Raw genomic sequence first — 26,983 nt, forward strand, 5'->3', positions numbered from 1 at the left:
ATGTTGTGGATATAAAGACGCATGTAACTCAAGTATTGGTTTATTTAATTGTGCAATTAACTCATAATCAATTGTTCGAGTAATTTTCATACCTACCTCCTCCAAACGAAATTTCCATAGCCAGTCAGTTAACCAAATAGTCCACCTTGAAGTTATACATCTTTCTTCTTTCAACCATATTCCATCAATTGTTAATTCATTCCTTCCTCGACTAACCTGCCCCGTTAGTTGAAATACAAAAAATGCTTTACTCATTCTTGAAGTAAAGCACCCGTTAGCCACCCATGCATCGCAATACCAGCGCTGCACCACAGAGGATGAAAATGTGTGCAGAACGGGTATAGATTACTACGGCTAGGTGATGAAGGTCGATGAACTATGGTGCCATAGAGCCCTCCCGTAAGTCCGACTCCAACAACCACGGTGTATCACAGAATGTCGCGCCCTTAATGGGTAGCACTCATGGGAGATTAATCCTACTCAGGTTGTTGCACTAGCTAATCATCCTATACTTTTTACTATAAGGAGGATTTTTGATTATCTAACAGTTTAATAATAAATCTTACAAAGGCTCAGCTTTTTTAAAAAAGTGTTTTACTGGGTCTACTTAATTTGGTCTTTTTTGATTTTAATTTTCATGGGAGTTCAATAAAAGAAAAGATGTCTTTTCAGCTCACAAACCTTAAACTAAACGCACCTGTTACTTTAAGTAGGTGGTATTGTATTCATCATCATTAATTACTCTATTTAACTTAACAATTTCTTTGGAAATAGAAATAAAGTGGTTATGTTGACCGTTACTTAAGCCTCTAACTTAGCGGAAGATTAAGAAATGAATTTTATCAGAAATTTTTTGAATCATTAAAAGGCAGCGTTCCAAATGACGCTGCCCTCCATTACTCTTGCACACGTTCTTTTAAGTACAATGCTTCACAATCTTCTCGTTAATCACACAAAAAAGGCGATGCCTTGTTAAAGCATCGCACCCGTTTGTTCGATTTTTATTTTGTATTTCACGCTGGTTTTCACTTTAACAAAGAATAAATATTCGTATCAAATGCAAGATTATTTTGATACATATAATTTCTCAAAATTCCTTCTTTTACAAAGCCTAATTTTATTAACAACTTATTTGATGCTTTATTTTCAACAAAAACAACTGCTCCAATACGCATTAAACCAAGCTCTTTAAAGCCATAGGAAATCACTTTAGAAACAGCTTCAGTTGCAAATCCATTGCCCCAATGTTCAGGAAAAAGTGCATAGCTTATATCTGCTCTCTTATGTTCAGGAGACCACTCTTGAAACCCGATTGTCCCGATAATACCAGCCGTTCCTTTCATTTCAATTCCCCATTTAATACTACGTTTTTCATTGTAATTCTTCGAAAAATTCCTGACAATATGTTTCACCTGATCTATACTTGTTAATGGATTTTGTCCGTAATAACGTAATACATCTGCATTAGAGAAACAATTAAATATATCTAATGCGTCATATTCAGTAAGTTCTCTGAAAATTAATCGTTCTGTTTCTAATATAGGAAACATTCTCCCACTCCCTCTTGTTTGAACCTAAAGTTACCTTACGATTTTACATTTACAGGAAAAATTCTAATTTTATTATATAACTAACCACGTTAGTTCAAGAAGGTATTATAAATATTAATACGTTCTTAATGAATGATATGTTTCATTAATTGGAGTAATTAACTTACCACTATTATTTTACTTAAAATCATCGTGACTTCTGTGTTTACAATACCTAAAAATTAAAACCAAATGATTTTCGGCGTCTTAACTCGGGGAATCTTTAGAAGGTTGAAGGGGAGCGACGAAAGCATACGCGCGGTAGGATTTAAATGTAAGGGGGAGGCGTGACAATGTCACACCTCCCTCTCGTTAATTTATTCAGTTATGGTGCCATGATGCTTTCCTAAGCCACCCGGAAACCATGTTAATAAAGCGATTTACATGAGCTCAGAAATTCCAGATGGCCAACGTATTAATTGTGTGACCGTTCTACTTTCTCGATGATTTCTTTTCCTGTTTCATTCCATTTTATTAAACGGAAAAATGCGTCATGATAGAAAATAAATGAATAACCGTTTGCTAATCCTTCGGGCATTATTTTTTCTTTTGCAAAAACAGAAGTCATAGGATAATCATCGTAAGCCAACACCCATAATGGATTTTGATGTGCATGAGTCGGCATAATATCACCCATATGAATGATGGTCTCTCCATTTTGTTCTAACTTGATAATGCTGTGGCCATCGCTATGTCCTCCTGTATGGATCATGCGAATACCCGGAAATACTTCAAGTTCATTTTCAAATGTTTCAACTTGTGATTGAATAGCTTCCCAATTTTCTTTCCAATATGTATTTCTTGAACGAATATTTGGTTGACGTACTTCATTCCACTCAGTAGAAGATAGAAGAATTTTCGCATTTGGGAACGTCGAAATATATTGTTCATTCTCTAACTTCGTCAAACCACTCGCATGATCCGCGTGCATATGTGTCATTAGTACATAGTCAATGTCTTCAGCAAGCAATCCTAATGAAGCTAAAGAATCCTCGAGTTGGGATTGCTTTCTTACTCCATTATTTCTTAGCTGTCTTTCGTCCATTTTATTTCCCACACCTGTGTCTATTAAAAAGGTTTTTCCTTCAAATTGAATTAAAATCGGATCGGTACTTAAGTCGATTTGATTTAATTCATTTGCAGGATATCTTTTTGACCACAAAGATTTTGGTACCACACCAAACATTGAACCCCCATCTAATTGAGTGTAACCACCGTTTAACCATATTAAGGTCATTTCGTGAAATTTATATTGATCCATATTAAACCCTCCCCTTTTTCGTATATTTAGTGTAACAAAAAACGCCACGACAATCTCTTGATTGAGTGGCGTTTTCCTATGATATTAACTAGAAATGATATCTTACAGCATCTGCTTAGTGCTCACACTTTCAAAAACTCGTTAATTATTTGGTCACGAATTGTGATTCTAAACGGTAAATAGGGTGCCCTTTTGAAGAAAATTTTTCTTCGTATTCCGTCATGATGTTGTCTTCAGGCATATTTGCATGTAAATCTAGTGATACATATTTCAATAACATGCCATATTCAGACATACTCACTAAAGAAAATTCAAAGAGTCCGCGATTGTCTGTTTTAAAGTGAACTTCCCCATTATCGATCAAAAATGATTCATATAATTTTAAGAAGTTTTCGTGAGACAAACGTCTTTTTGCGTGTCGATCTTTTGGCCATGGATCTGAAAAATTCAAATATACTCGACTCACATCATTCTTTTGAAAGAATTTCGCCGAATGTTCTCCATTTATTTTAATCAATTTCAAGTTTGGTAAAGTTCCAGCTTCAAGTGCATTTTCAAGTGCCGAAACGATAACACTATCATACAACTCGATTCCAACGTAGTTAATATCTGGATTAGCTTTTGCCATTCCTGTTATGAATTGACCTCGACCGGTTCCCACTTCAATGTGAAGAGGATTGTCATTTTTAAAAAGTGCATTCCAATTTCCTTTGAAATCTTCTGGATTTGGAATAACGATATGTGGGTGAGCATTAATAAAATCTTCTGCCCATGGTTTATTTCGTAATCTCATTCAATTATGCCTACTTTCATACTTGCTTTTCGAAATTATATTATCATTGAATTATTTGATATCGTCAAGTTATTACTAAACTTGTAATCTGCCATTTCTTTGATTGAACAGTGAACTCATCAGCAACATTTGGAATGGTTTGATTTGCATACTCCCCGTCGGTGTGGCGATAGGCAAATTCATTAGTAGTTAATTTAAACGTCGTAGATGACAGCTGATGCACTCCCTTAAATGAAGTATGTTTGCCTAAGAAAACCGATGCGAAAACTAGCAAAAGTTTAATTCGGGATAAATGATGAACCAATGTGATTTCAATTTTCCCATCGGCAGGATTAGACTGTGGAGAAATCTTCATTCCACCACCAAAAAAAGGTTGATTGCTCACGGTGGCGAACCAAACCTTTTCAAATGTTTGGATCTGGTTTGGAGATTCTACTGTTAACGTAAAGCGTTTAAACGTTACTAATGTTTTCATGACAAAAAAAGTATACGTTAATTTGCCTAAACCGAACTTATTCAAGGTTTTCTTTACTGCTGATTTGTTCACCTGGTACGCTACATAGGCATCGAAACCAATCCCTGCATTATTCACAAAGGTAAAGCTTTGTTTTTGTGTAACAACATAGCCAATATCCATGTCAAGGGTTTCGCCAAGAGTTCGAACGTACAGATTTACTTCTTCCGCTTGGTGAAATGAAGGAAATCCACGTCCAAAGTCGTTGCCTGACCCAGCACCGATTACACCCACGATGCAATTCGGGAAATCGAGTACACCTTCTATTACTTCATGAGCGGTACCATCTCCTCCAAATGCAATCAACAACTGGTGCTCTCCACTTTGGGCACTAGTTTTAGCTAATGCAGTGGCATGCTTAGGACTAGAGGTCATATAAACTTCGTAGGTGAAATCTAACTTTTCCTTGAATTTCTCCCAACGCTTAAGCGATGTTCCATTGCCAGCTGTGGGATTAACGATAAACGTTGTTTTCATGTTGTTAAGTCCTCTAAATAAATTGTATGGATGGGTTTATATGATGGGACTTTCCCCGGATTAATAGAGTAAATAGAAAAATCTTTCATAGTAAATGACGTTTGCTCGATCGACATTACTTTTGAAAAAACATCTAATTTCCCACTCCACTTTTTTGCAATCGTAATATGTGGAACGAACGATTTTTGATCTACTCGTAATGATAGTGCAAGACACTTTTCTAGAACGGCATGTTGTAATTTATGCAACATGGGTTGTTCTTCAATTGACGCGTAAATCACCCTTGGTGTTGATGGGTTCCCGAAAGTTGACACTCCAGATAACTTTAGATCTATGGCAGGAATCACTTCATTGAGTTCATTTAATTCACTTATTAGTTCTGTTAACACTTCAGCTTCAACTGCCCCTAAATAAACAAGCGTTATATGTAAATCTTCAGCGACTGGCAGTGTTTTATGAGAAAGTTCTAAATGCCACTCTTTTTGAGAATCCACTAGATGCCTAGCTAAACCTTCAGGTAATTTAACACCGATAAAATAATGTTGCAAACCTTACACCACCTTATTTATATCGTTCAGTTTAACGCAAAAAAAGCAAAAAAAATACCCCTCTACTAGAGTAGAGAGGCTAGAAATTTATACATGAACAGCTTGATGAATTTTTGCTTCTAATGCGGTCTGTAATTTTTTTGTCCAGAGTCCTGGCAAACCATTACCTACTTTTTTGCCATCAATCATAATTATCGGCATAATTTCTGCAGTGGTTGAAGACATAAAGAATTCGTCATTTGAAAATAAAGTTGACAGTGACATGGATTCTTCCACTACCGGTAAGCCAATTTCTTTACAACATTCTAAAATAACGCTGCGTGTTATCCCATTTAAGATTAAATTTGTAACCGGATGTGTGTAAAGCACACCGTCTTTAATACCGTACATATTTGAAGAAGAACCTTCTGTAATTGAATCTCCTCTATGTAAGAGAGCTTCGAAGCAACCCGCTTCATGTGCTTCTTGTTTTGCCATTACATTACCGAGTAAGTTCAAACTCTTAATATCACAACGCAACCAACGGACATCCTCAACTGTTCTAGCTGATACACCATTTGCCATCTGCGAAACAGGACGTTCTACTTCTTTAGTGTAAGCAGTCAGAACAGGCTCTACTGCATCTGTTGGAAACTGGTGTTGACGTGGAGAAGCTCCGCGGGTAATTTGCACGTACACTTGGCCTGTAGTGACCTCATTTGCTTCAATAAGTTCGTACAACATTTTATGAAAAACGTCTTTTGTAAAAGGTACTACTAACTTAATTTTATCCGCACTGTTGTAAAAACGATTAATATGTTCTTTTGCAGTAAACATGTTGCCGTCATAAACTCGAATGACTTCATAAATGCCGTCTCCGAATTGATAACCGCGATCTTCTTTAGACAAATGAATGTCACCATCTTTTACTAGTCGATTATTCCATAGAACCCAATTCATTGATACTCCTTCTTTCTATGATTGATTTGAAGCAAGTTCGCAAATCGCATCTGCGTAGATTGCTACAGCTTTGACTAAATTTGGAATATCAACAAATTCATCTACCTGGTGTGCTACATCTTTCTCACCTGGAAACAACATTCCGAATGCTACTCCTTTTTTAAGCACACGTGCATATGTTCCACCACCAATTGAAAGCAATGTTGCTTTTTCACCTGTTTGACGCTCATACACACGTGACAAACTTTGGATCAGCTCATCAGATTCTTCGATGTAATGCGGTTTTGAATTTGATACCACATCTACAGAAATCATATTTTCTCTTAAAAGTGCCTGACACTTTGTCACATTCTTATCAAAATCATACGATACCGAATAACGTAAGCTCACATCTACTGTTCCACCAAGTGTAGGATTAAATGCAAGAATTCCTGCGTTTAATGTTGTGTCCCCCGACATTTCATCCTGATAGTTTAAAGCAAATGCATGTCCTCTTGAGTCATGTAAGAAAGAATTGGCAACAAAATCTACAAATGTTTTTGAACCAGTTGTTGTTACAATGCCTTTTAAGAATTCAGCTAAATAAACTCCGGCATTAACACCCTCATTAGGTTCCATTGCATGTGCAGACTTTCCTTCTAATCTTAGTACTACCACATCTTTTTCGAATGTCGCAGAACCTTTCAAATCATGCTGCTTTTTAAATTGTTCAAAATCATTCTCAAGTGTTTCGTGTTCCACATGAACAACAGCTGTCGCTAAATCAGGAACCATATTTGTACGTGTCCCTGCTTGGAATGAATGCAATTGTTCATTTTCTGCCAGCTTAGTTGTCGTAAATCGTAAAGTGGCTATGCCTTTTTCCGCATTAATGATAGGAAAATCAGCATCTGGAGCAAACCCGATATGGGGCATTTCTTCTTTTTCAAAGTAGCGTGTCACACAACGGAAACCACTTTCCTCATCCGTCCCAATGATCAATCGTACCCGTTTGTTCAACGGAATTCCCGCTTCTTTGACTAATTTCATGGCCATCCAAGCTGCAATTGTGGGACCTTTGTCGTCTATGGCACCTCTGCCATATAAGCGATCATTTTCAATATGTCCTTCGAAAGGGGGATACGACCATCCTTTGCCAGCAGGGACGACATCTACATGACCTAAAATACCAAGAAGTTCTTCGCCTTCTCCCATTTCAATATGGCCAGCCATTTGATCAACATTTTTAATTGTCATTCCAGCTTCCTGCCCTTTTTGAAGCATCCACTCTAACGCTTTAAGTGGCTCAGGTCCAAACGGCTGCGCATTCGACGATTGTTCTTCATCCAGTACACTTGGAATTTGAATAAGTTGTTGTAACTCTGATAATAGTTCATCTTGCTTTTTTTTCGCTTCTTCCATCCAATTAATCACGCTTAAATTCCTCCTGCCACTTTCTTAAAGTTATTCTACACCTTTCAACAAAAATTCATAGGGGGCAATTAACTTTTTTCAATTACCGAACAATATATATAAAATATTGGTTCTTCGTTCGTTTTTTTGCCAGGTAATTGTTAAGACTCTGTAAAATTATGATATTATGCTAGAAAAATTCAGTAGTTTATTTTATAATTGAATTGTCAGACAACAGTAACCTGACCACCAATTAGAAAAGGGGCTGTCTAAAGGCACTCTATTCAATTAACTGAGTCTGTTTTGACTCATTGTCGTCCGCTAGTCTTTGCCAAGAGATTATAAGATGAAGGAGTGGTTCAACACATGAAACCAACTACTGATCGGATGCTTAATCGTATTAAGGACGTGTATATGTACATCCGAGATCACGGAATTGTAACGACACAAGATTTAGTCGATGAATTTGGCATCACTCCTCGCACCGTTCAAAGAGATTTGAACGTGTTAGCCTTTAATGACTTGGTAAGCAGTCCAAGTCGAGGCAGTTGGACAACGACGAGCAAGCGTGTAAGAATGACATCTTAGAAATTTTTTTCATAACAAAAAAGAATGACCGAAAAATCTCGGTCATTCTTTTTGCTGTAATGCATCTAACTCATCCTCTGTTAAATGGCGATAATCCCCAAGCTCTAAAGTTTCATCCAATTGAAGTGAACCCATACGCATGCGTTTTAAATACGTCACTTTTTTGCCAACTGATTCAAACATTCGTTTCACTTGGTGGAACTTCCCTTCCATAATGGATAACTCAATTTCAGAAACATCTCCACTTGAAAGGATTGTCAACTCCCCTGGTTTCGTAAAATAACCGTCATCCAGTGTGACACCTTCATTAAACTTATTTACATCATCTTCAGTTACTCTACCTTCTATTACGGCAAAATATAATTTCGGTACATGTTTTTTGGGCGATAACAATTGATGAGTTAAGTGCCCGTCATTCGTTAAAATTAACAACCCTTCAGTATCTTTGTCTAAGCGTCCCACAGGGAACGGCTTAAAATGTTGGGCTAATGGATCCAGCAAGTCAATAACAGTTTGGTCGTGTTTATCTTCCGTAGCCGAAATGACACCTGGTGGTTTATTCATCATTAAGTAAATAAATTCTGTATAAACCACTTTTTCACCCAAAACTAAAATTTCATCGGCATCTGTGTCGACATGCAAGGACACATCTTTTGCCACCAATCCATTCACTTCTACACCTTTTGATTTCAACAAAATTTTTACTTCTTTTCTTGAACCATACCCCATATTAGAAAGTAATTTATCTAACCTCATGAAACGACCACCTTACAAACCAAATTTCTTCGTATATTTCGTTAATCGTTCACCAAATAATTTCTGCGCAATTCCCAAACGAAGGGCAATGGTTCCATAAACTAGTGCGCCAATTGCACCTACAATTAAGATAATCAACATAGCCCCGAATTTAGATTCGGCAGGCATGATTTGAATTAGCAACATGCGAGTGATGACAGCGGCAATTAACATCGCTACGTTTATCAAGGTAATAAGTGCGATTCTTCTTACCAATAAAATGGAACGGTAGTTTTGCGTTACCACCAATACAGCAAAGTTCATAAAAATTGCAACACTGTATCCTATAATCGTCGCTGCAATAGCCCCGTTCGTTTCCCACATGCTGATTAACGGAATGTTCAACGCCATTTTAATTAATAATCCAACCAACAAGTTGAGAATAATCCATTTCTGTTGGTTAATACCTTGTAAAATGGCAGCAGTTACAGGGAACAGACTGAATAGAATGGCAACAGGCAAGTAATGCGCCAGAATATCTGAGCCTACTGCACTTTGTTCATAGAATAAGTGATAGAGTTCAGGAGCCAGAACCGTCATTCCAATCACAGCAGGCATAGTAAGGAAATATAGGATTTGGAATGTCTGATCAAGCGTTCGTGACAATTGCTTATGCTCATTGGTCGTGAAATATTTAGTTACCATAGGTATCAGTGCCATGGAGAATCCAGTCGCAAGCATGACAGGAATCATAACCAATTTATGTGCCGTGAGATTCAGAATACCCAAATAATCGGTTTTCAAGGAATGTCCTGCCTCACTCATTGCACGATTGAATGTTAATAAATCCACAAATTGGAACAGTGGATTAGCAATTCCCAAAAATACTACCGGAATTGCATAAACCAAAATTTCTTTATACATATCTTTTAAATTCACATCGTAAGAAGCTGTAGATTTTTCAAGTAAATTGTCATATTCCGGTTTCTTTTTCCGCCAATAATAATACAGCACGACTATACCGCCAAGTGCACCGACAAATGCGGATAGTACAGCTACTTGAATGGCTTCTTTTGGTGTTCCACCAAAAACGTTCAAGACCAGGAAAGTGCCCCCAAGTAAAAAGATAATCCGTACGATTTGTTCAATCAACTGAGAAGATGCTGTTGGCATCATGGAATTATACCCTTGGAAGAAGCCTCGAAGCAAACTCATAAAAGGAACAGCAATCAATGCAAAACTAACCCATTGAATGGCATCCGTCACGTCTCCAACCGAATATATTTTCTCATCTTCAGCGATGGTAACCCTTGCAAGTGGTTCCGCAAAGAAATATAAAAACAAAAACGATAGGAATCCTGTGACAATCATCGCCATTAAACCGGATTTTAATAATCTTCTGCCTGTTTCATAATCCCCTAAAGAATTATATTTGGAAACAAACTTTGAAAAAGCCAAAGGCGCACCGGAAATCGCTACTGCTAGCATAAGATTGTATGGAATATATGCATATTGGTACAGCCCAATATTCTCTTCTCCAACCATCGAGTAAAATGGGATGATATAAATAACCCCTAATATTTTCGAGAGGAATAGACCAATCGTCAGAATGGCCGTACCTTTATATAAATTATTTGACATGTTTAACTTCCTGACATCTAAATTTTTAACCTACAGGATATTCTACCCTTAGGACATGAAAACCACAAATAGTTTATAATAAAGAAAAAAGAGAAAGTGTGTATGTATATGTATGATGTGATTATTGTCGGAGGCGGTCCCTCTGGATTAATGGCAGCCATTGCTGCTGGTGAAATTGGCAAAAAGGTATTACTTTTAGAAAAAGGAAAAAAACTCGGAAAAAAATTGGCCATTTCTGGTGGCGGTCGATGTAATGTTACTAATCGACTGACTCAAGAAGAAATCGTCAAACATATTCCTGGAAATGGTCGATTTTTATATAGTCCATTCTCTGTTTTTAACAATGAAGATATTATTACCTTCTTTGAAGGTTTAGGTGTTGAATTAAAAGAAGAAGATCATGGACGCATGTTCCCTGTCTCAAATCGTGCCCAAGACGTCGTGGATACGTTGGTTCGTCAGTTAGAAAAGCTACACGTAGATGTTCTTTTTGAACGACCTGTTGCTAAGCTTTTGATGAATGATGAAAAAATTCTCGGTGTAAAGTTAAAGAATGGCGAAGAATTATTGAGTAAGGCAGTTGTTTTAGCTGTTGGTGGAAAAGCGGTACCTCAAACTGGATCAACTGGTGATGGATACCCTTGGGCTGAACGAGCAGGACATACGGTCACTCCTTTGTATCCAACCGAGGTTCCATTATTGTCAGATGAACAGTTTATTCGATCAACAGAACTCCAAGGATTAGCCCTTCGTGATGTAGCTGTATCTGTATTAAATAAAAAAGGAAAAGTGCTCGTTACACATCAAATGGACATGTTATTTACACATTTCGGTTTAAGTGGCCCTGCGATTTTACGTTGCAGTCAATTTGTCGTGAAAGAACGTATGAAAAACGGCTCTAAGCCAGTTGATGTGGTGATTAACTCGTTACCAAATGACAACGCTGAATCTGCTTTCCAAATGTTAGTTAAGATCATGAAAGAAGATGCAAAAAAATCAGTAAAAAACGTTTGGAAAGGTATAGCTCCCGAGCGTTGGTTATTATTTCTGCTTACTCGAGCAGGCATCGAGCCAAATGAAATTGGCGCTAATTTATCAAATGAAAAAGTACGTGTATTAGCTGGATTATTAGTATCCTTTACGATGAAAGTAAATGGAACTCAACCGCTTGAAAAGGCTTTTGTAACAGGTGGCGGTATATCTGTAAAAGAAATCGAACCAAAAACAATGGCTTCAAAGAAAAAACCAGGATTGTATTTGTGTGGCGAAATTTTAGATATTCATGGCTATACAGGTGGTTACAACATTACATCTGCACTTGTAACCGGCAAAATCGCTGGTATGAGCGCCGCGTTACATGCAAAAACTATTCCATATGAACCAGTGGAGTATTGATTAATTAATTGAGACAGCGTACTTTAGATACGAATGCTGCTACAACATATTCTAGAGATTAAAGTAATGAGCGAAGTGACTTTTTGTCACTCCGCTCCGTTATCATTTCCAAAGATAATCCTGTGGCGGGTGTGTGTCCTTCGCTCCCCTTCATCCTATTTGGTTTTTACTTTGGATAACAAAAAATAGACACTTTTTAAACTTGTTCAGATTTAGGGAAAATCGGACGCTGCAACTGAACTATGGGATTAATTACAAGTGGATTCAAATTAATTATTATACAGTCATTAAAATAGCTTCGGAAAATACCCAACAATAATAAAACCCCAGTCACAATAAATAGTGACTGGGGTTTCCTGTTATCCTGCAAAATATAAGGCAATAGCGAATGAGATTACTGAAATGATAAATACACTAACCGCCATTCGTTTATTGGGTCTTGAAATTTCTGGGTGACGTAAAATCGTAAATAGTTTCCATGAAAATGCGACTAAGATAAGTAAAACGACTATATATATGGGTTCCATTAGCCGACCACGATATTCACTAGTTTACCTGGAATAGCAATTACTTTTTTAATGCCTTTACCTTCAAGAATTTCAATAACACGCGAATCTGCAAGTACGGCCTTTTCTAACTCATCTTTAGTGAAATCTTTACTCACTACAATTTTAGTGCGAACTTTTCCATTGAATTGAATCGCCATTTCAATTTCATTTTCCACTAATTTTGATTCATCAAATGTCGGCCATTGCACATAAGAAATTGTTTCTGTTCCTCCAAGTTTTTCCCACAGCTCTTCTGCCAAATGTGGTGCTATAGGAGCTAGGAGTTGAACAAATCCTTTTGCAAATTCAACGGGTATTTGTGGTGATTTATAGGCTTCATTGATATAGACCATCATTTGTGAAATCGCTGTATTAAAACGAATTCCTTCAAAATCCTCTGTCACTTTTTTCACTGTTTGATGATAAACTTTTTCAAGTTTGCCATCGTTTGAAGCAACAATTTTACTGCTAACAGAACCGTCTTCGTTCATGAACAAGCGCCAAATACGATCCAAGAATCGACGAGCGCCATCTAGACCATTTTCTGACCAAGCGATTGATGCATCCAGTGGTCCCATGAACATTTCGTATAAACGAAGTGTATCGGCTCCGTGGCTTTCCACGATGTCGTCAGGATTTACAACGTTCCCTTTAGACTTAGACATTTTTTCGTTATTTTCTCCCAAAATCATCCCTTGGTTAAATAATTTTTGGAATGGCTCTTTTGTTGGAACAACGCCAATGTCATACAATACTTTGTGCCAGAAACGAGCATACAACAAGTGTAAAACCGCGTGTTCTGCTCCGCCAATATAAATATCAACCGGTAACCAACGCTTGATTAATTCCGGATCTGCTATTGCTTGATCGTTATTGGGATCGATGTAACGCAGATAATACCAACAACTACCTGCCCAGTTCGGCATTGTATTGGTTTCGCGACGACCTTTCATTCCAGTTTTCGGATCAACTACACTAACCCATTCTTCAATTTTTGCTAGTGGTGATTCGCCTGTTCCGCTTGGTTTGATATCTGTAGCTGTCGGCAAAATTAATGGAAGTTCGGCCTCATCGATAGCAGTAATCGTTCCATCTTCCCAGTGGATAACTGGAATTGGTTCTCCCCAATATCTTTGACGGCTAAATAGCCAATCACGAAGACGATAAGTTACTTTCTTTTCACCCGTACCGTTTTCTTCAAACCAACTAATCGCTTTTTCAATAGCTTGAATTTTATCAAGTCCATTTAAGAAATCAGAGTTTATATGCTTGCCTTCGCCAGCGTACGCTTCTTTTTCAATATTTCCGCCTTCTACTACTTCGACAATTGGAAGGTCGAATTGTTTGGCGAATTCATAGTCTCGATCATCATGAGCAGGAACAGCCATAATTGCTCCAGTGCCATATGTAGCCAAGACATAGTCAGCAATCCAAATTGGCATTTTCTCGCCGCTTATTGGATTTATTGCGTAAGCTCCTGTAAATACTCCTGTCTTAGATTTCGCAAGATCTGTACGTTCCAAGTCACTTTTCAACTTCACAGTCTCGATATAACTTGCAACTTCTTGACGTTTTTCTTCAGATGTCAGTTCTTTTACTAAAGGATGCTCAGGTGCCAGTACCGCATACGTAGCACCAAAGATTGTATCTGGACGTGTCGTGAATGCTTTGAACGAGTGTTCAGTGCCTTCTACTTTAAAAGTAATTTGTGCCCCTTCAGAACGACCCACCCAGTTACGCTGCATGTCTTTAATGCTTTCCGGCCAATTTAAGTCATCCAAATCCTCTATTAAACGATCCGCATATGCGGTAATTTTAAGCATCCATTGCTTCATTGGACGTCTTTCAACAGGGTGTCCCCCACGTTCAGACTTACCATCTATTACTTCTTCGTTTGCAAGAACTGTACCTAGAGCAGGACACCAGTTTACTGCCACTTCATCCACATATGCCAAGCCTTTTTTATGAAGTTGTAAGAAAATCCATTGTGTCCATTTGTAATAAGATGGATCTGTTGTATTGATTTCTCGTTCCCAATCATATGAAAATCCAAGATCTTGAATTTGACGTTTAAATGTCGCAATGTTTTTAGCGGTAAATTCTGCAGGATCGTTACCCGTGTCTAGTGCATATTGTTCTGCTGGTAATCCAAATGCATCCCAACCCATCGGATGTAAAACATTGTATCCTTGCATCCGCTTAAAACGGCTTAAAATATCAGTAGCTGTGTAACCTTCAGGATGCCCTACATGTAACCCTGCACCAGAAGGAAATGGAAACATATCAAGAGCGTAGAACTTTGGCTTTGTTGAATCTTCTCCAGTTTTAAATGTTTTGTTTTGTTCCCAATACGTTTGCCATTTCTTTTCGATTTGTTGATGATTAAAATTCATATACTTTTCCTCCTCTTGATAAAAAAACGATAGCTAACTTTCCACATGGTGTAAGCTGATGTTTTCTTATACTGTCCTATAACTGTATTTTTCCTAAATAGAGCAATAAAAAAAACTCTCGTCCCTTAGTCAAAAAGACTAAGGGACGAGAGTTTACTATTTACTCCCGCGGTACCACCCAAATTAGCAAAATCATTTGCTCAACTTGCTTCCTTATCGCGGAAAACGGCACCGGTTACTACTACTTCACCATTGCAGACTCCAAGGCGAGTTCGATAAGTTGTGTTACCGACTTGCACCATCCGTCGGCTCTCTAAAAACACAAGATTATGTACTAATCCTCTTCACAGTCTTACACTATTATTTTTCATTGTAATCGAAGTTTTCAAAAAGCACAAGATTTATTGAACCGTATATCCACCATCGAGTACAACCGCTTGACCAGTCATCCCTTTTGCCGATTCACTAGATAAGAACATCGCTAAATGAGCAATCTCTTTTACATCAAGCAAGCGCTTTTGAGGAACGAGTGGATAAATTACTTCTTCTAGCACAGATTCTAATGGTACGTTACGCGTAATTGCTAAATCTTGTAGCTGGTTACGCACAAGTGGTGTGTCTACATAACCTGGGCAAATTGCATTTACAGTAATACCGTCCGTTGCTGTCTCGAGTGCAGAAACTTTAGTTAAACCGATCACTCCATGTTTAGCAGAGTTGTATGCTGCTTTACCTGCAAACCCTACTAATCCATTAATTGAAGCCATGTTGATAATACGACCAAATCCTTGTTTGCGCATATGTGGCAACACATTTTTCGTGGCGATAAATGGAGCAGTTAACATGATTTTTACCAATAGTTCGAAACGTGCCGTTGGGAAATCTTCCAACATTGCTACATGCTGCATACCAGCATTATTTATTAAGATATCTAGTTTACCGAAATGAGCAATCGTCTCATCGATTGATTTTTCAATATCCTCTTCTATTGTTACATCGCATTTTAAACCAATTGCATTTGAGCCAAGTGACGCAGCTGCATCTTTTACTTTTTCTTCATTCAAATCGGTCAATACTACTTTTGCTCCAGCTTGTGCAAACTCGCTAGCGATTTCAAAACCAATTCCTTGTGCAGCACCTGTAATAAATAAAACTTTATCTTTTACCATTATATGTCCCTCCATAGAAAAATCCCGTCCGCATCTAAATTAGGGCAAGATAATCTCTTATTTATATTGATACCCATTAGTCTACAATGGTAGTTTAGTGAAAAAAATCAGCCGCACTAGGCGGCTGAATACATGTCATTAAATACCAAAGCCCAATGAGAATAATACAATCGCTATCGCGACACCGATTACTGGGGTTACAACTGTTGTTGCTGCAACTGCCCAATAAGCTCCACTATACTTTTCTCCACAAATGGATTGAATTGTTGTAACAACATATCCATTATGCGGTAAAGAATCAAGTGCACCAGACGAAATCGCTACAACGCGGTGTAACGCTTCTTGGTTAACACCTAGATCTACATAATGAGGTGCTATTAACGGTAATGCAATCAATTGACCGCCAGAAGCCGAACCAGTCATACCTGCAATAACGGATATTGCAACAGCCGCTCCGATTAATGGAGATCCAGGAATGTTTGTCATTGCTTCAACAACCACACCGAATGCTGGAACCGCTTTTGCAACTCCACCAAAACCTACTACAGCTGCCGTGTTACCGATGGCAATCATAGCTCCTAGCGTACCAGCTGATACTGCACCCCACGCATCTTTAAAATAACGGTAACTTACGATGAATGTGGCAATAATTCCACCAAGTAAAGCCACGATTAAAGCTGATTGTTTTAATGTATCATGGAAGTAGAATGAAATTCCTAGTACGACCAATAATGGAATCATAGCTAAGAAAGGATTTGGTAATGGACGATTTACATCAAAGTTCGGATCCGTTTCACGGTCTTCAAAACGTTCACCTTTATTAACAGCACCCGTAATAAGTTTCTTCAACCACCAGTAACCGAATACTGCCATGAATGCAGCAACGACTAAGCTTACTTCCCAGCCTGCATAAGGTGTTGTATCTAAGTAATCCATTGGAATCCAGTTTTGGATTTCAGGAGACCCAGCAGAAGTCATTGTAAATGTTACTGAACCAAGGGCTAAAGTTGCTGGAATAAAACGACGTGGTAAATCAGCTTGTTTGAATAATGAAATAGCCATTGGATAAACAGAGAACGCTACTACGAACAGACTTACACCGCCATATGTAAGGATTGCACATGCGATAACGATTGCAAGAACTGCGAATTTCATGCCTAATTTACCTACTATCCATTTTGCCACTGCATCGGCAGCTCCACTGTCTTCCATTACCTTCCCGAAAACAGCACCTAGTAAGAACATTAAATACCAAGATAAAATAAATCCAGTAAACCCAGTCATATAATTGGTAACAAAGTTTGGAACACCTTCTTCAACTAATTGTGGAAATAATGGCATTCCACTCATTAGTGCAACGAATAACGCAGAAATTGGACCACCGATGAGAATGTTAACACCTTTCATTGTTAAGAAAATTAATAATGCTAGTCCTCCAAGGAGGCCAATCATACTTAACACAATACTAGTATCCATGAACAAATTCCCCCGAAAATGTTATTAGACGTTTTAGTTAAACTGGACGTTTTCTTTTACGTTATCGATATTTAAAGAAGCATCGGTTGAATCAATGACGTCTTGAACAGTGAAACCTTCAAACACTTCTTTTAAAACTAATCCAGTTGGTGTTACTTCGATTAGTGCGCGCTCTGTAATAATTTTGTTTACAACGCCTTTGCCTGTTAGTGGCAAATCGCATTGTTTTTTAATTTTCGCTGAACCATCTTTTGCTACATGGTCCATTATGACGATGATTTTCTTGGCACCGTGGACTAAATCCATAGCCCCCCCCATACCTTTAATCATTTTCCCTGGAATCATCCAGTTTGCAAGATCACCATTCTCAGATACTTCCATTCCACCTAAAATAGCAACGTCAACATGTCCACCGCGAATCATCGCAAAAGACTCGGCACTTGTGAAAAAGGCAGAACCCGGAATAGTCGTAACTGTTTCTTTACCTGCATTGATTAAATCTGGATCAACATCATTTGCTGTTGGGTAAGGTCCAATCCCAAGTAATCCATTTTCCGACTGTAATACTACTGTTTTATTAGGAGAGATATAGTTTGCCACTAATGTTGGCATACCAATTCCTAAATTCACGTAGTTACCATCTTCGATTTCTTGTTCAGCTCGAATAGCAATTCGTTCTCTAACATTTATTGTTCCCATAATGTTTGTCTCCTCCTGTCCTATGAACGAGTCGTTAAACGTTCAATCCGCTTTTCTTGTGATGCTTGCAGTAGACCTTGTACATAGATGCTCGGTGTATGAATTGTATTCGGATCCAAGTCACCTGTTTCCACAATTTCTTCTACTTCTGCAATGGTGAATTTACCTGCAGCCGCCATCATCGGATTAAAGTTCTGCGCTGTTTTGTTATAGACAAGATTGCCAAACTTATCAGCTTTTGCTGCACGAACTAGGGAAAAGTCAGCACGTAATGCTTCTTCTAGTACATATTCTTTCCCATCAAACACTCGGATTTCTTTTCCTTCAGCAACAGTTGTCCCTACGCCTGCGGGTGTGAAGAATGCTGGAATACCTGCGCCGCCTGCACGGATTTTTTCAGCTAAAGTACCTTGTGGAGTCAACTCCACTTCGATTTCGCCCGATAATACTTGGCGTTCAAATTCTTTGTTTTCACCAACATATGAACCTATCATTTTTTTTATTTGTTTATTTTTAAGTAAAAGTCCTAAGCCCCAATCATCAATCCCACAATTATTAGAAATGACCGTTAAATCTGTCACTCCTTTTTCAACAAGTGCTAAAATCAATTTTTCGGGAATACCAACTAATCCAAAACCACCGACCATTAAAGTCGCTCCATCTTGTATTTGTTGTACAGCCTCTTCTGCAGAAGTATAAATTGGCTTCATTGCGTTTCCTCCTTACAAGAAATCGTTTGAATTTTTCGTATAAAAGCGCTTTCAATAGTTATTAAAACAGAACCACTATTTTCACGCAATAGTAGTTGTGACAACATTTTGACTGTAACAAAGAGAATGGAGTCCGAAATTTCGGACTTTTTCAACAATGGCTTAAAATTAGTCTGATATATCGTCCGATTTTTCGGAATATAGTCCAAAAAATCGGAATTAGGTCATAAGTTGTGTTTTTTTATTTTTTCATAAAGTGTCGAACGACTAAGTCCTAATTGTTGTGCAACCACTCTCTTGTCTGTTTCTTCTTTTAATAAGTCTTGAATCATCGTACGTTCTAGTTCTTCAATTGCGGCTTGCAAATTCACGAATTGTTTACTTGTTTTTCTGCGTACTTGTTTAATTTGATCGGGTAATGCTGTTGGTTCAATGATTTCATCTTCAGCTAAATAGACAGCAGCTTGGATAACATTTTGCAATTCTCTTACATTCCCTGGCCAATGATAGTTTTGAAGATACTCTCTAGCTCGGCTTGCAAGAACGAGTCTACGTTTACCAGCTTTAAGTATGTATTGCTGTAAAAATGTATTTGCTAATTCTGTAAAGTCTTCCATTCGCTCTCGTAACGGGGGGATACGAAGCGTAATGGCTTGTATTCGATAGTACAAATCTTCACGGAATTTGCCTTGTTCCATTAAAAGTTCAATTGGCCGATTAGTGGCTGCAATTATTCTGACACTTACATGTTTTGGAATTTGCGAGCCAATTGGTTCAATCTCACCTTCTTGAATTGCACGAAGCAGTTTCGCTTGAATGGTAAGTGGCATAGCACCAATTTCGTCAATAAATAAAGTACCTTTATCGGCTAATTCAAAACGACCTTTTCTATGATGATTTTTGGATTCGAGATAGGTACCAAAAATCTCTGCTTCTAACAATTCAGCTGGTATAGCGGCACAATTAATTTTCACAAAAGGCAAATCTGATCGATCTGATTGTTCATGGATACTTTGTGCAAAGAGTTCTTTTCCTGTCCCACTTTCGCCTTCTATTAAGACGGACAAATCACTTGGGGCAATCATTTGTATTGTTTCTTTAATTGAACGAATCGCTTGGGAACTACCTTTTATATCTTCTAACTTGTAAAAATTTTGATTAGAGTCAGTCGAAGTCAATTGTATTTTCTCCATCGTCGTTCTTACATGAGAACTTAGCTTTTTCCAATCCGTCATATCACGAAAAACAACACTACCGAAAGCACCGACAATTTCTCCATCTACAATTAAAGGCACTCGATTAGCAAGCATATATGTCCCTTTAATGTAATGTGGAGATGCCACATCTGCTATACCAGATTTAATGACTTCGTGCATTTTCGTATTCTCAATGATTTCTTCAACTGGTTGACCAATGGCTTGATCTCTAGGCACCTCTAAAAAATGACAGTAATCCTCATTGATATATAGAATACGACCATATTTATCGACCACGACAAACCACTGAAAAGCGTTTTCAAGTATTTGTGCAAGAACGGTTTCTGGTAAATGTTGAAATACTGACTTCATTTTGCTCACCCTAACTTTGCGATACGTTCTTTTCTATTTTCCCAAACTATCTATGAATATGCAAAAAAACGGGGAGCCTATCCTTGGCTCTCCGTTTTTTTTAATGGTAAATCGTATAGCAAACTTGGAATAATTGCTAATGCCATAAAGGTCGTTAATATTAAAAACATGACTGTCATACCATAAAGATCCACTAATACTCCTCCAACGAGTGGACCTAGCATTCTCCCAATAGTAGCTGTACTATTCACAATCCCTTGATAGAATCCTTCTCTTCCTTTCGGCGCTAATTGACTTGCTAATGTGGGTACAGCAGGCCATACAAACATTTCTCCAATGGTTAAAATCACCATAGCTGTTACAAACATCGAAAATGCTTGGGCGTAACCAACAATAATAAAGGAAATCATCATGATGATAATTCCTAAAACGAGTTGAGCTTTTACACGATGCTCCAGTCTTTTAACTATTGGTTGGATAATAGGTTGTGCTGCTAAAATTAGCAAACCGTTAATTGACCACAGCAAACTATATTGCTTTAAGGTGATTCCTAAATCTTGTGTAAAAGTGGCAATCGTCGATTGCCATTGAACATAAACAAGCCAACAAATTAAATAACCACTCGTGACGATTAGCAAAGCATAAAATGGTGCTTTGTTGCGAATACTCTTACCTTCATTAATAACTGAAGTATGCCGATCAGACGCGATATCAAATTCACGAAAACCAAAAAGCGCGATAAAAAAGAACAGTATATACATGCCTAAATTGGCTAGAAATATATAATTGAAACTATAGTCAGCTATGATTCCTGCAACCGCAGGTCCAATTGCAACACCTAAATTCTGAGCAAGGTAAATGGCATTAAATGCTTTCCGACCACCCTCTGGCCATGCTGTGCCGACCATCGCATACATACTTGGAAAGACTATTCCTCCACTAAACCCCATAATCGTTAAAAACCATACATAATGTGGCCAGCCATGCCAAATGGTTAATCCTATTAAACCCACTATTGTAATGACATTGCCGAGCATTATTGATTTATATCCACCAATCTGATCGAATAAATAGCCCCCGAGTAAGTTCCCGACTATTCCCGCTCCTGCGTTTGCCATTAAAACCAAGCCCGCAATCGTTAAACTTTTCCCTAAATGGTCGTGCAAGTAAATCGTATTTAAAGGCCATAAAAATGAAACCCCCGTTACATTAACGAGCATTCCAATAATTAATAGCCAGACACTTTTGGGCATGATAATTCCTCCGTTACTTCGAAATCCTAAATAAGTGTAAGCTATTTTATTTCTTCCGACAAGATGTCTTAAAAAATGGAAAAATTGAACTTTGGAGTGTCGTAGGATTTCTTCGAAAATCATGATAAAATTACCCATTAGAGGAGTGGACTCAATATGAATTTTCCTTTTCCTAGTGATGGAAAACGTTATTATACTTGGAATCGCCATTTGCGCGATGAATTTGGAATGAAAATCTTTAAAGTGGCATTAGATGCTGGGTTTGATTGCCCTAATAGAGATGGGACTGTAGCATTTGGAGGTTGCACATTTTGCAGCGCTGCAGGTTCAGGTGACTTTGCTGGAGATCGAGTGGATTCAATTGAAGACCAATTTGAAGAAAGAAAAAATAAAATGCATCGAAAATGGAAAGATGCCAAATATATGGCTTATTTTCAAGCGTATACGAATACGCATGCCCCCCTTCCTGTTTTAAAAGAAAAATTTGAAGCAGCACTCGCTTTAGAAGGTGTCGTGGGGTTATCTATTGCAACAAGGCCAGACTGTCTCCCTGATGATGTAGTTGAGTATTTAGCGGAATTAAATCAGCGAACATATTTATGGGTAGAACTTGGTCTTCAAACGGTTCATGAACGTACAGCGAATTTAATTAATCGCGCTCATGATTTTTCTTGTTATTTGGAAGGGGTTCAAAAGCTCCGTAATCATGGTATTCGAGTTTGCACGCACATTATTAATGGGTTACCTCTCGAAGATAACAAAATGATGTTAGAAACGGTTCGTGAAGTAGCCAAGTTAGATGTGCAAGGAATTAAAATTCACTTACTTCATTTATTAAAAGGAACACCCATGATTAAACAATACGAAAAAGGTTTGGTTGAGTTCATGGATAAAGATGATTACATTCAGTTAGTCGTGGATCAACTTGAATTATTACCGCCTGAAATGGTTATTCATCGAATTACAGGTGACGGACCTATTGAATTAATGATTGGACCCATGTGGAGTGTCAACAAGTGGGATGTATTAAATGGAATAGACGCTGAACTTGAACGCCGTGGAACTTGGCAAGGGAAGTATTTCGAAGGTTCGGTGATAAGTAAATGAAACTTGAACGCGTACTGCCATATGTAAAAACACTATTAAGAAGCTCCGTTTCTCCAGGTGATATCGTCATTGACGGTACTGCAGGAAACGGTCATGATACGCTCTTCCTCGCTGAACTTGTTGGTTCAACTGGGCATGTATACGCCTTTGATGTTCAACAAACAGCAATTGACTCCACTCTCCTGCGTGTAGCCAAGTGGAAAGAGAGTGTTTCAGTCATTCATGCAGGACATGAGTCAATTTCTAATTATGTGTCAAAGGAAATTTCAGCAGCTGTTTTTAACCTTGGTTATTTACCCGGTGCAAATCACTCGATTATTACTCAACCTCACACGACGATTGAAGCGATTGAAACTTGTCTCAATTTATTAAAACTTAATGGGCTAATTATATTAGTTGTATACCACGGTCATGAGGGTGGTGCTGAGGAACGAGATGTCTTACTTAATTATGTGAGTAGCCTTCCTCAATCATTTGTACACGTTTTAAAATACGAATTTCTTAATCAACAAAATCATCCGCCTTTCGTGTTAGTGATAGAAAAAATGAAATCTCAAAGATAACCCAAGAGAAGCTATTTATTTAGCTTCTCTTGGGTTTTATTGCATATTTTAATGTGAATTGGAAAAACTAGGTCTATCAATTTTTAATAAGGAGAACACTATATGCCTAAAATCCAATCTATTAGTTCTTTTCTACCACCATATTCGTATTCTCAAGATCAAGCCTCAACTTTATTAAGGAACTTATTTAATGATCACTATGACGACCTTGAACGGATGTTAAAAGTCTTTCAAAACGGAGACATCGAATCTCGTCAATTTTGTGTACCGATGGAATGGTTTGAACATCCACATGATTTAGAAGAACGTAATCGATTATATATCGAGCTAGCTACTTCTTATGGTGCACTAGCAATAAACGCGTGCTTGCAGAATCAAGAATTTTTGAATGAGTCTGTCCATCCTTCTGAAATTGACGGCATTATTTTCATCTCAAGTACAGGATTTTCAACTCCAAGTATAGATGCACGGATTTTAAATCAACTTCCCTTTTCTGATTATGTCAAACGGATTCCAATTTGGGGATTAGGTTGTGCTGGCGGAGCATCTGGATTAAGTAGAGCTTTTGATTATTGTTTAGCTTACCCGAAAGCAAAAGTACTCGTGTTGTGTGTGGAGTTATGCAGTTTAACTTTTCAACCAAATGACTATTCTAAAAGCAATTTAATTGGTGCTTCTTTATTTGCTGACGGCGTTGCCTGCGCTTTAGTTTGTGGAGATGAAGTAGATATCGTGTCTAAGAAACCGAGTCCTACATTTGTTTCCACTTCTTCAAAAATCATGCCTAACTCAGAAAATGTAATGGGTTGGGATATGAAAAATGATGGACTGCATGTAGTTTTTTCTAAAAGCATTCCATCTATTATCGAAAAGTGGCTAGAGCCTTTCGTTACAGAATTTTTATTAGAAAATGAACTAACGTCAAGTCAACTCGATCACTTCATTGCCCATCCTGGTGGAAAAAAAGTATTGACCGCCTACGAAAAATCACTTGGATTTGATACTTCCAAAACAGAAATATCTAGAGGTATCCTTCGAAAACATGGCAATATGTCCTCTCCAACGGTACTTTATGTATTGGAAGATTTCATGAAGCTAGATTGCCATGTTGGAGATAAAGGACTCTTAACAGCCCTCGGACCTGGATTTAGTGGTGAGCTTATTTTGCTCGAATGGCAATAATAATGACACTTTTCATTTGTGTAGTTGGATTTATTATCTTTCAGCGAATTTTAGAATTATTGGTGGCCCGAAATAACGAAAAATGGATAAAATCCAAAGGTGGTTATGAAGTAGGTGCCAATCACTACCCTTATATGGTGGCTATTCATATTGGGTTTTTTATTAGTTTAATCATAGAATTTATGGTTTTCAAACAAGCTGTGTCCCGCTTTTGGTTACTTTTGTTTGTGGTATTTATAAGTTTACAAATAATGAGAGCCTGGGTAATTGCTTCCCTCGGTCGTTTTTGGAATACGAAAATACTCGTTTTACCAGGAGCACATGTGGTGAAAAAAGGACCATTTCACTTCATACGACATCCTAATTACGTTGTGGTAACAAGCGAAATCATTATCATTCCATTGATGTTTGAGGCGTATTTCACAGCAATCGTCTTTACCTTATTGAATATAATTATTTTAAGTGTACGGATACCAAAAGAAGAAGCAGCGTTACGTGAAGTGACTGATTATAAAGAAGTTTTTTGAGTTTTTTAGTTTGGCGTAACCTTTTCCTTCAAGTAAAAACGATTTTGTTGTCTTTCTAGGGTGGATTGGTGTCGTTCTCCAGGCGAATGGTTGAAAACCTTCAATGAGTGGATGGAAACACCAGTTGAATGGTCGGAAACATCAGTTGAATGGTCGAAAACCTCCAACTAATGGTCGGAAACTAATGTGAGGGATGAAACCCATAATTAAGTAGTCAAAAAGCAGAGGGTTACTATTTTGACAAAGAAAAACGAGTAGCATCTCCCGCTACTCGTTTTTTCTAATTATTTTCAAAGACAATATCTCCTGCAATAATCGTTTTCACCACTTGTGCATTAATCAGTTGTTCGTCTGGTCCTTCAAACAAATTACGATCAAACACGGTAAAGTCTGCATCAAAATCGATATCAATGTAGCCTCGTTCATGTTCCTTACAAATAGCTTGCGCACTGCCTATCGTGTATAGAGCAATTGCTTCAAAACGAGATAATTTCTCTTCAGGTTGATAGCCATCGTGTGTTTCTCCAGGTTTTTTTCTGGTCACCGCTGCATATAAACCAAGGCGCGGATCCACTTCTTCTATTGGCGAGTCAGAGCCACCACTTAGCATCATGCCCCGATTCGTTAGTTTTTTCCATGCATATGCCCAGTCCATTCGTACATTTCCAAGTCGTTCTTTTACCCACGGAAAATCGGAAGTTACAAAGCTAGGTTGAATATCGAGTACCACATCTAGTTTTTCCATCCTTGTTACTAATTCTTCTCTCAACACATTTGCATGAATGAGACGATCTCGTTTACCTGTAGGAACAGAATGTGTTTCAATTGCCTCTACGATCATTTCCATACCTAAATCACCTATGGCATGAACTGCTACCGCTTCACCATAAGAACGTGCTTTTGCTACTAATGCATTCAGATCTTCTTGCGAGTGAATGGATACCCCCTGTGTTGTTGGATCATCAGCATATGGTTCACTAAGCAACGCTGTACGTCCTCCAAGAGCGCCATCAATAAATATTTTCATAGCCCCCGGTTCAATCCAAGGTTCATCATAAGTCGCTTCAGCTTTCATTTCATCAAACACAGTATGATGACGTAACAAATTAACACGGAACTTCCGACTTTCACCAATAACCTCTTTAAATGCTTGAAGTGGTTTTGAATACTTCCCGTAATAACTCATGTCTTCTGTATGAACGCCAGTAAATCCGCGCGATAGTAAATCATTAACTGCGGTTTCTAAGGAAATGACCAATTGATTGATGGACACTTCTGGGATATGTTTTTCAATAATAGCTTTTGCCCCATCTAATAAATAACCCGTTGGCTCTCCACTGTCGTCTCTTACAATGACACCGTCATCTGGGTCAGGGGTATCTCTTGTTATTCCAGCTATTTGGAGTGCCGCAGAATTCACAATCATGGCATGTCGACAAACTCTTTTTAACGCAAGAGGACCAGAAGATAACTTGTCTAATTCATATCGAGAAAGGATTTTTTGATCAGCAAAGTTATTTTCATTCCATCCTTCGGCTACAAACCATTCACCACTTGGATGATTGTTAAGAAGTAATTGTAAGTCTGCAGTCATTTTTTCTGCAGAAGTATATGTAGAAAGATCAATTTGACGTAATTTATCTCCATGGCCAATCAAATGGATATGGCTATCGACAAAGCCTGGATAGACAAATGAGCCTTGTAAATCTATGCATTGATCAGCTTGATTTTTTAGATCTTCAAATAACCCAATTTCAATAATCTTGCCATTTTCCACTAATACAGCTTCTACTGTATCGTTGATACTTTTCATCGTATAAAATGTTGCATGATGAAAACAAACTTTTGTCATGTAGGCACCCCCATCTCTACTCATCATAAAACAAAAACCGTCTCATTCACAATGGAATGATGAC

Annotated in this window: 24 protein-coding genes, 1 pseudogene and 1 other annotated feature; of the genes and pseudogenes, 6 read left to right on the top strand and 19 right to left on the bottom strand. The window is 37.9% G+C overall.

The window, feature by feature from the left end:
• The 8 genes and pseudogenes from C8K15_RS20960 to pepV all read right to left on the bottom strand — a co-directional run.
• Positions 1–255, bottom strand: a pseudogene (locus tag C8K15_RS20960) (hypothetical protein); the annotation flags it as partial.
• A gap of 770 nt (positions 256–1,025) precedes the next feature.
• On the bottom strand, positions 1,026–1,550 hold the full coding sequence (locus tag C8K15_RS16385) for a GNAT family N-acetyltransferase (protein WP_108587440.1): 525 nt from the start codon (positions 1,548–1,550) through the stop codon (positions 1,026–1,028).
• Positions 1,551–2,004: 454 nt separating this feature from the next.
• Positions 2,005–2,850: a YtnP family quorum-quenching lactonase gene (locus tag C8K15_RS16390; RefSeq protein WP_108587441.1), complete on the bottom strand. Its 846-nt coding sequence runs from the start codon at positions 2,848–2,850 to the stop codon at positions 2,005–2,007.
• 145 nt (positions 2,851–2,995) lie between these two features.
• Positions 2,996–3,643 carry a tRNA (guanosine(46)-N7)-methyltransferase TrmB gene (trmB, locus tag C8K15_RS16395; protein WP_108587442.1) on the bottom strand — a complete coding sequence of 216 codons (648 nt, stop codon included), beginning with the start codon at positions 3,641–3,643 and terminating at the stop codon, positions 2,996–2,998.
• 64 nt (positions 3,644–3,707) lie between these two features.
• On the bottom strand, positions 3,708–4,634 hold the full coding sequence (locus C8K15_RS16400) for a diacylglycerol/lipid kinase family protein (protein WP_108587443.1): 927 nt from the start codon (positions 4,632–4,634) through the stop codon (positions 3,708–3,710).
• Positions 4,631–5,182: an RNA 2',3'-cyclic phosphodiesterase gene (gene thpR / locus C8K15_RS16405; RefSeq protein ID WP_108587444.1), complete on the bottom strand. Its 552-nt coding sequence runs from the start codon at positions 5,180–5,182 to the stop codon at positions 4,631–4,633. The genes C8K15_RS16400 and thpR overlap by 4 nt, the downstream gene beginning before the upstream one ends.
• An 87-nt stretch (positions 5,183–5,269) precedes the next feature.
• Positions 5,270–6,121, bottom strand: a complete 852-nt coding sequence (gene dat, locus C8K15_RS16410) for a D-amino-acid transaminase (RefSeq protein ID WP_108587445.1) — start codon at positions 6,119–6,121, stop codon at positions 5,270–5,272.
• Positions 6,122–6,136: 15 nt separating this feature from the next.
• Positions 6,137–7,531: a dipeptidase PepV gene (pepV, locus tag C8K15_RS16415; RefSeq protein ID WP_108587489.1), complete on the bottom strand. Its 1,395-nt coding sequence runs from the start codon at positions 7,529–7,531 to the stop codon at positions 6,137–6,139.
• 348 nt (positions 7,532–7,879) lie between these two features.
• Between pepV and C8K15_RS16420 the strand changes: the two genes are divergently transcribed.
• Positions 7,880–8,101, top strand: coding sequence for a DeoR family transcriptional regulator (locus tag C8K15_RS16420; protein WP_108587446.1), 222 nt, complete (start codon positions 7,880–7,882; stop codon positions 8,099–8,101).
• Positions 8,102–8,143: 42 nt separating this feature from the next.
• On the opposite strand, the gene C8K15_RS16425 is transcribed toward C8K15_RS16420, so the two are convergent.
• Both C8K15_RS16425 and C8K15_RS16430 read right to left on the bottom strand, forming a co-directional pair.
• Positions 8,144–8,857, bottom strand: a complete 714-nt coding sequence (locus tag C8K15_RS16425) for a pseudouridine synthase (RefSeq protein WP_108587447.1) — start codon at positions 8,855–8,857, stop codon at positions 8,144–8,146.
• 12 nt (positions 8,858–8,869) lie between these two features.
• Complete coding sequence (locus C8K15_RS16430) at positions 8,870–10,477, bottom strand: putative polysaccharide biosynthesis protein (RefSeq protein WP_108587448.1); 1,608 nt, start codon at positions 10,475–10,477, stop codon at positions 8,870–8,872.
• Positions 10,478–10,585: 108 nt separating this feature from the next.
• On the opposite strand from C8K15_RS16430, the gene C8K15_RS16435 reads away from it, so the two are divergent.
• Positions 10,586–11,872 (top strand): BaiN/RdsA family NAD(P)/FAD-dependent oxidoreductase, encoded by a 1,287-nt coding sequence (locus C8K15_RS16435; protein WP_108587490.1) that lies wholly within the window; start codon positions 10,586–10,588, stop codon positions 11,870–11,872.
• Positions 11,873–12,231: 359 nt separating this feature from the next.
• Here C8K15_RS16435 and C8K15_RS20635 read toward each other — a convergent pair whose 3' ends face one another.
• The 8 genes from C8K15_RS20635 to C8K15_RS16470 form a co-directional block, all read right to left on the bottom strand.
• Positions 12,232–12,399, bottom strand: coding sequence for a hypothetical protein (locus C8K15_RS20635; RefSeq protein WP_199224130.1), 168 nt, complete (start codon positions 12,397–12,399; stop codon positions 12,232–12,234).
• On the bottom strand, positions 12,399–14,813 hold the full coding sequence (leuS, locus tag C8K15_RS16440) for a leucine--tRNA ligase (RefSeq protein ID WP_108587449.1): 2,415 nt from the start codon (positions 14,811–14,813) through the stop codon (positions 12,399–12,401). The genes C8K15_RS20635 and leuS overlap by 1 nt, the downstream gene beginning before the upstream one ends.
• 138 nt (positions 14,814–14,951) lie before the next feature.
• Positions 14,952–15,170 (bottom strand) — a binding site (T-box leader).
• Positions 15,171–15,214: 44 nt separating this feature from the next.
• The gene (locus C8K15_RS16445; protein WP_108587450.1) at positions 15,215–15,982 is read right to left on the bottom strand and encodes a 3-hydroxybutyrate dehydrogenase; all 768 of its coding nucleotides are present in this window, start codon (positions 15,980–15,982) and stop codon (positions 15,215–15,217) included.
• 138 nt (positions 15,983–16,120) lie between these two features.
• A complete protein-coding gene (locus tag C8K15_RS16450; protein ID WP_199224133.1) occupies positions 16,121–17,443 on the bottom strand; it encodes a GntP family permease in 1,323 nt (440 codons plus the stop codon).
• A gap of 48 nt (positions 17,444–17,491) precedes the next feature.
• Positions 17,492–18,157 (bottom strand): 3-oxoacid CoA-transferase subunit B, encoded by a 666-nt coding sequence (locus C8K15_RS16455; protein ID WP_108587452.1) that lies wholly within the window; start codon positions 18,155–18,157, stop codon positions 17,492–17,494.
• A gap of 20 nt (positions 18,158–18,177) precedes the next feature.
• A complete protein-coding gene (locus C8K15_RS16460; protein WP_108587453.1) occupies positions 18,178–18,867 on the bottom strand; it encodes a CoA transferase subunit A in 690 nt (229 codons plus the stop codon).
• A 224-nt stretch (positions 18,868–19,091) separates the two neighbouring features.
• The gene (locus tag C8K15_RS16465) at positions 19,092–20,435 is read right to left on the bottom strand and encodes a sigma-54 interaction domain-containing protein (protein WP_108587454.1); all 1,344 of its coding nucleotides are present in this window, start codon (positions 20,433–20,435) and stop codon (positions 19,092–19,094) included.
• Between the two features lie 77 nt (positions 20,436–20,512).
• On the bottom strand, positions 20,513–21,688 hold the full coding sequence (locus C8K15_RS16470; RefSeq protein WP_108587455.1) for an MDR family MFS transporter: 1,176 nt from the start codon (positions 21,686–21,688) through the stop codon (positions 20,513–20,515).
• Between the two features lie 156 nt (positions 21,689–21,844).
• Between C8K15_RS16470 and mnmL the strand changes: the two genes are divergently transcribed.
• The 4 genes from mnmL (at position 21,845) to C8K15_RS16490 (ending at position 25,067) form a co-directional block, all read left to right on the top strand.
• Positions 21,845–22,795: a tRNA modification radical SAM protein MnmL/YtqA gene (gene mnmL, locus C8K15_RS16475; protein WP_108587456.1), complete on the top strand. Its 951-nt coding sequence runs from the start codon at positions 21,845–21,847 to the stop codon at positions 22,793–22,795.
• Positions 22,792–23,358, top strand: coding sequence for a tRNA 5-(aminomethyl)-2-thiouridylate-methyltransferase MnmM (gene mnmM / locus C8K15_RS16480; protein ID WP_108587457.1), 567 nt, complete (start codon positions 22,792–22,794; stop codon positions 23,356–23,358). The genes mnmL and mnmM overlap by 4 nt, the downstream gene beginning before the upstream one ends.
• 102 nt (positions 23,359–23,460) lie before the next feature.
• Complete coding sequence (locus tag C8K15_RS16485; RefSeq protein ID WP_108587458.1) at positions 23,461–24,540, top strand: type III polyketide synthase; 1,080 nt, start codon at positions 23,461–23,463, stop codon at positions 24,538–24,540.
• A gap of 2 nt (positions 24,541–24,542) precedes the next feature.
• Positions 24,543–25,067, top strand: a complete 525-nt coding sequence (locus C8K15_RS16490) for an isoprenylcysteine carboxyl methyltransferase family protein (protein WP_233260540.1) — start codon at positions 24,543–24,545, stop codon at positions 25,065–25,067.
• Between the two features lie 280 nt (positions 25,068–25,347).
• Here C8K15_RS16490 and C8K15_RS16495 read toward each other — a convergent pair whose 3' ends face one another.
• Positions 25,348–26,919, bottom strand: a complete 1,572-nt coding sequence (locus C8K15_RS16495) for an amidohydrolase (RefSeq protein WP_108587460.1) — start codon at positions 26,917–26,919, stop codon at positions 25,348–25,350.
• Between the last annotated feature and the right edge of the window lie 64 nt (positions 26,920–26,983).

The sequence above is a fragment of the Paenisporosarcina sp. OV554 genome (genome assembly GCF_003058165.1).
Classification (GTDB): Bacteria; Bacillota; Bacilli; order Bacillales_A; family Planococcaceae; genus Paenisporosarcina.

Excerpts from the sequence above, each read along its gene's own strand:
- C8K15_RS16385 (WP_108587440.1), bottom strand. The coding sequence starts at position 1,550 with ATGTTTCCTATATTAGAAACAGAACGATTAATTTTCAGAGAACTTACT.
- C8K15_RS16390 (WP_108587441.1), bottom strand. The coding sequence starts at position 2,850 with ATGGATCAATATAAATTTCACGAAATGACCTTAATATGGTTAAACGGT.
- trmB (WP_108587442.1), bottom strand. The coding sequence starts at position 3,643 with ATGAGATTACGAAATAAACCATGGGCAGAAGATTTTATTAATGCTCAC.
- C8K15_RS16400 (WP_108587443.1), bottom strand. The coding sequence starts at position 4,634 with ATGAAAACAACGTTTATCGTTAATCCCACAGCTGGCAATGGAACATCG.
- dat (WP_108587445.1), bottom strand. The coding sequence starts at position 6,121 with ATGAATTGGGTTCTATGGAATAATCGACTAGTAAAAGATGGTGACATT.
- C8K15_RS16420 (WP_108587446.1), top strand. The coding sequence starts at position 7,880 with ATGAAACCAACTACTGATCGGATGCTTAATCGTATTAAGGACGTGTAT.
- C8K15_RS16425 (WP_108587447.1), bottom strand. The coding sequence starts at position 8,857 with ATGAGGTTAGATAAATTACTTTCTAATATGGGGTATGGTTCAAGAAAA.
- C8K15_RS16430 (WP_108587448.1), bottom strand. The coding sequence starts at position 10,477 with ATGTCAAATAATTTATATAAAGGTACGGCCATTCTGACGATTGGTCTA.
- C8K15_RS16435 (WP_108587490.1), top strand. The coding sequence starts at position 10,586 with ATGTATGATGTGATTATTGTCGGAGGCGGTCCCTCTGGATTAATGGCA.
- C8K15_RS20635 (WP_199224130.1), bottom strand. The coding sequence starts at position 12,399 with ATGGAACCCATATATATAGTCGTTTTACTTATCTTAGTCGCATTTTCA.
- leuS (WP_108587449.1), bottom strand. The coding sequence starts at position 14,813 with ATGAATTTTAATCATCAACAAATCGAAAAGAAATGGCAAACGTATTGG.
- C8K15_RS16445 (WP_108587450.1), bottom strand. The coding sequence starts at position 15,982 with ATGGTAAAAGATAAAGTTTTATTTATTACAGGTGCTGCACAAGGAATT.
- C8K15_RS16455 (WP_108587452.1), bottom strand. The coding sequence starts at position 18,157 with ATGGGAACAATAAATGTTAGAGAACGAATTGCTATTCGAGCTGAACAA.
- C8K15_RS16460 (WP_108587453.1), bottom strand. The coding sequence starts at position 18,867 with ATGAAGCCAATTTATACTTCTGCAGAAGAGGCTGTACAACAAATACAA.
- C8K15_RS16465 (WP_108587454.1), bottom strand. The coding sequence starts at position 20,435 with ATGAAGTCAGTATTTCAACATTTACCAGAAACCGTTCTTGCACAAATA.
- C8K15_RS16470 (WP_108587455.1), bottom strand. The coding sequence starts at position 21,688 with ATGCCCAAAAGTGTCTGGCTATTAATTATTGGAATGCTCGTTAATGTA.
- mnmL (WP_108587456.1), top strand. The coding sequence starts at position 21,845 with ATGAATTTTCCTTTTCCTAGTGATGGAAAACGTTATTATACTTGGAAT.
- mnmM (WP_108587457.1), top strand. The coding sequence starts at position 22,792 with ATGAAACTTGAACGCGTACTGCCATATGTAAAAACACTATTAAGAAGC.
- C8K15_RS16485 (WP_108587458.1), top strand. The coding sequence starts at position 23,461 with ATGCCTAAAATCCAATCTATTAGTTCTTTTCTACCACCATATTCGTAT.
- C8K15_RS16490 (WP_233260540.1), top strand. The coding sequence starts at position 24,543 with ATGACACTTTTCATTTGTGTAGTTGGATTTATTATCTTTCAGCGAATT.
- C8K15_RS16495 (WP_108587460.1), bottom strand. The coding sequence starts at position 26,919 with ATGACAAAAGTTTGTTTTCATCATGCAACATTTTATACGATGAAAAGT.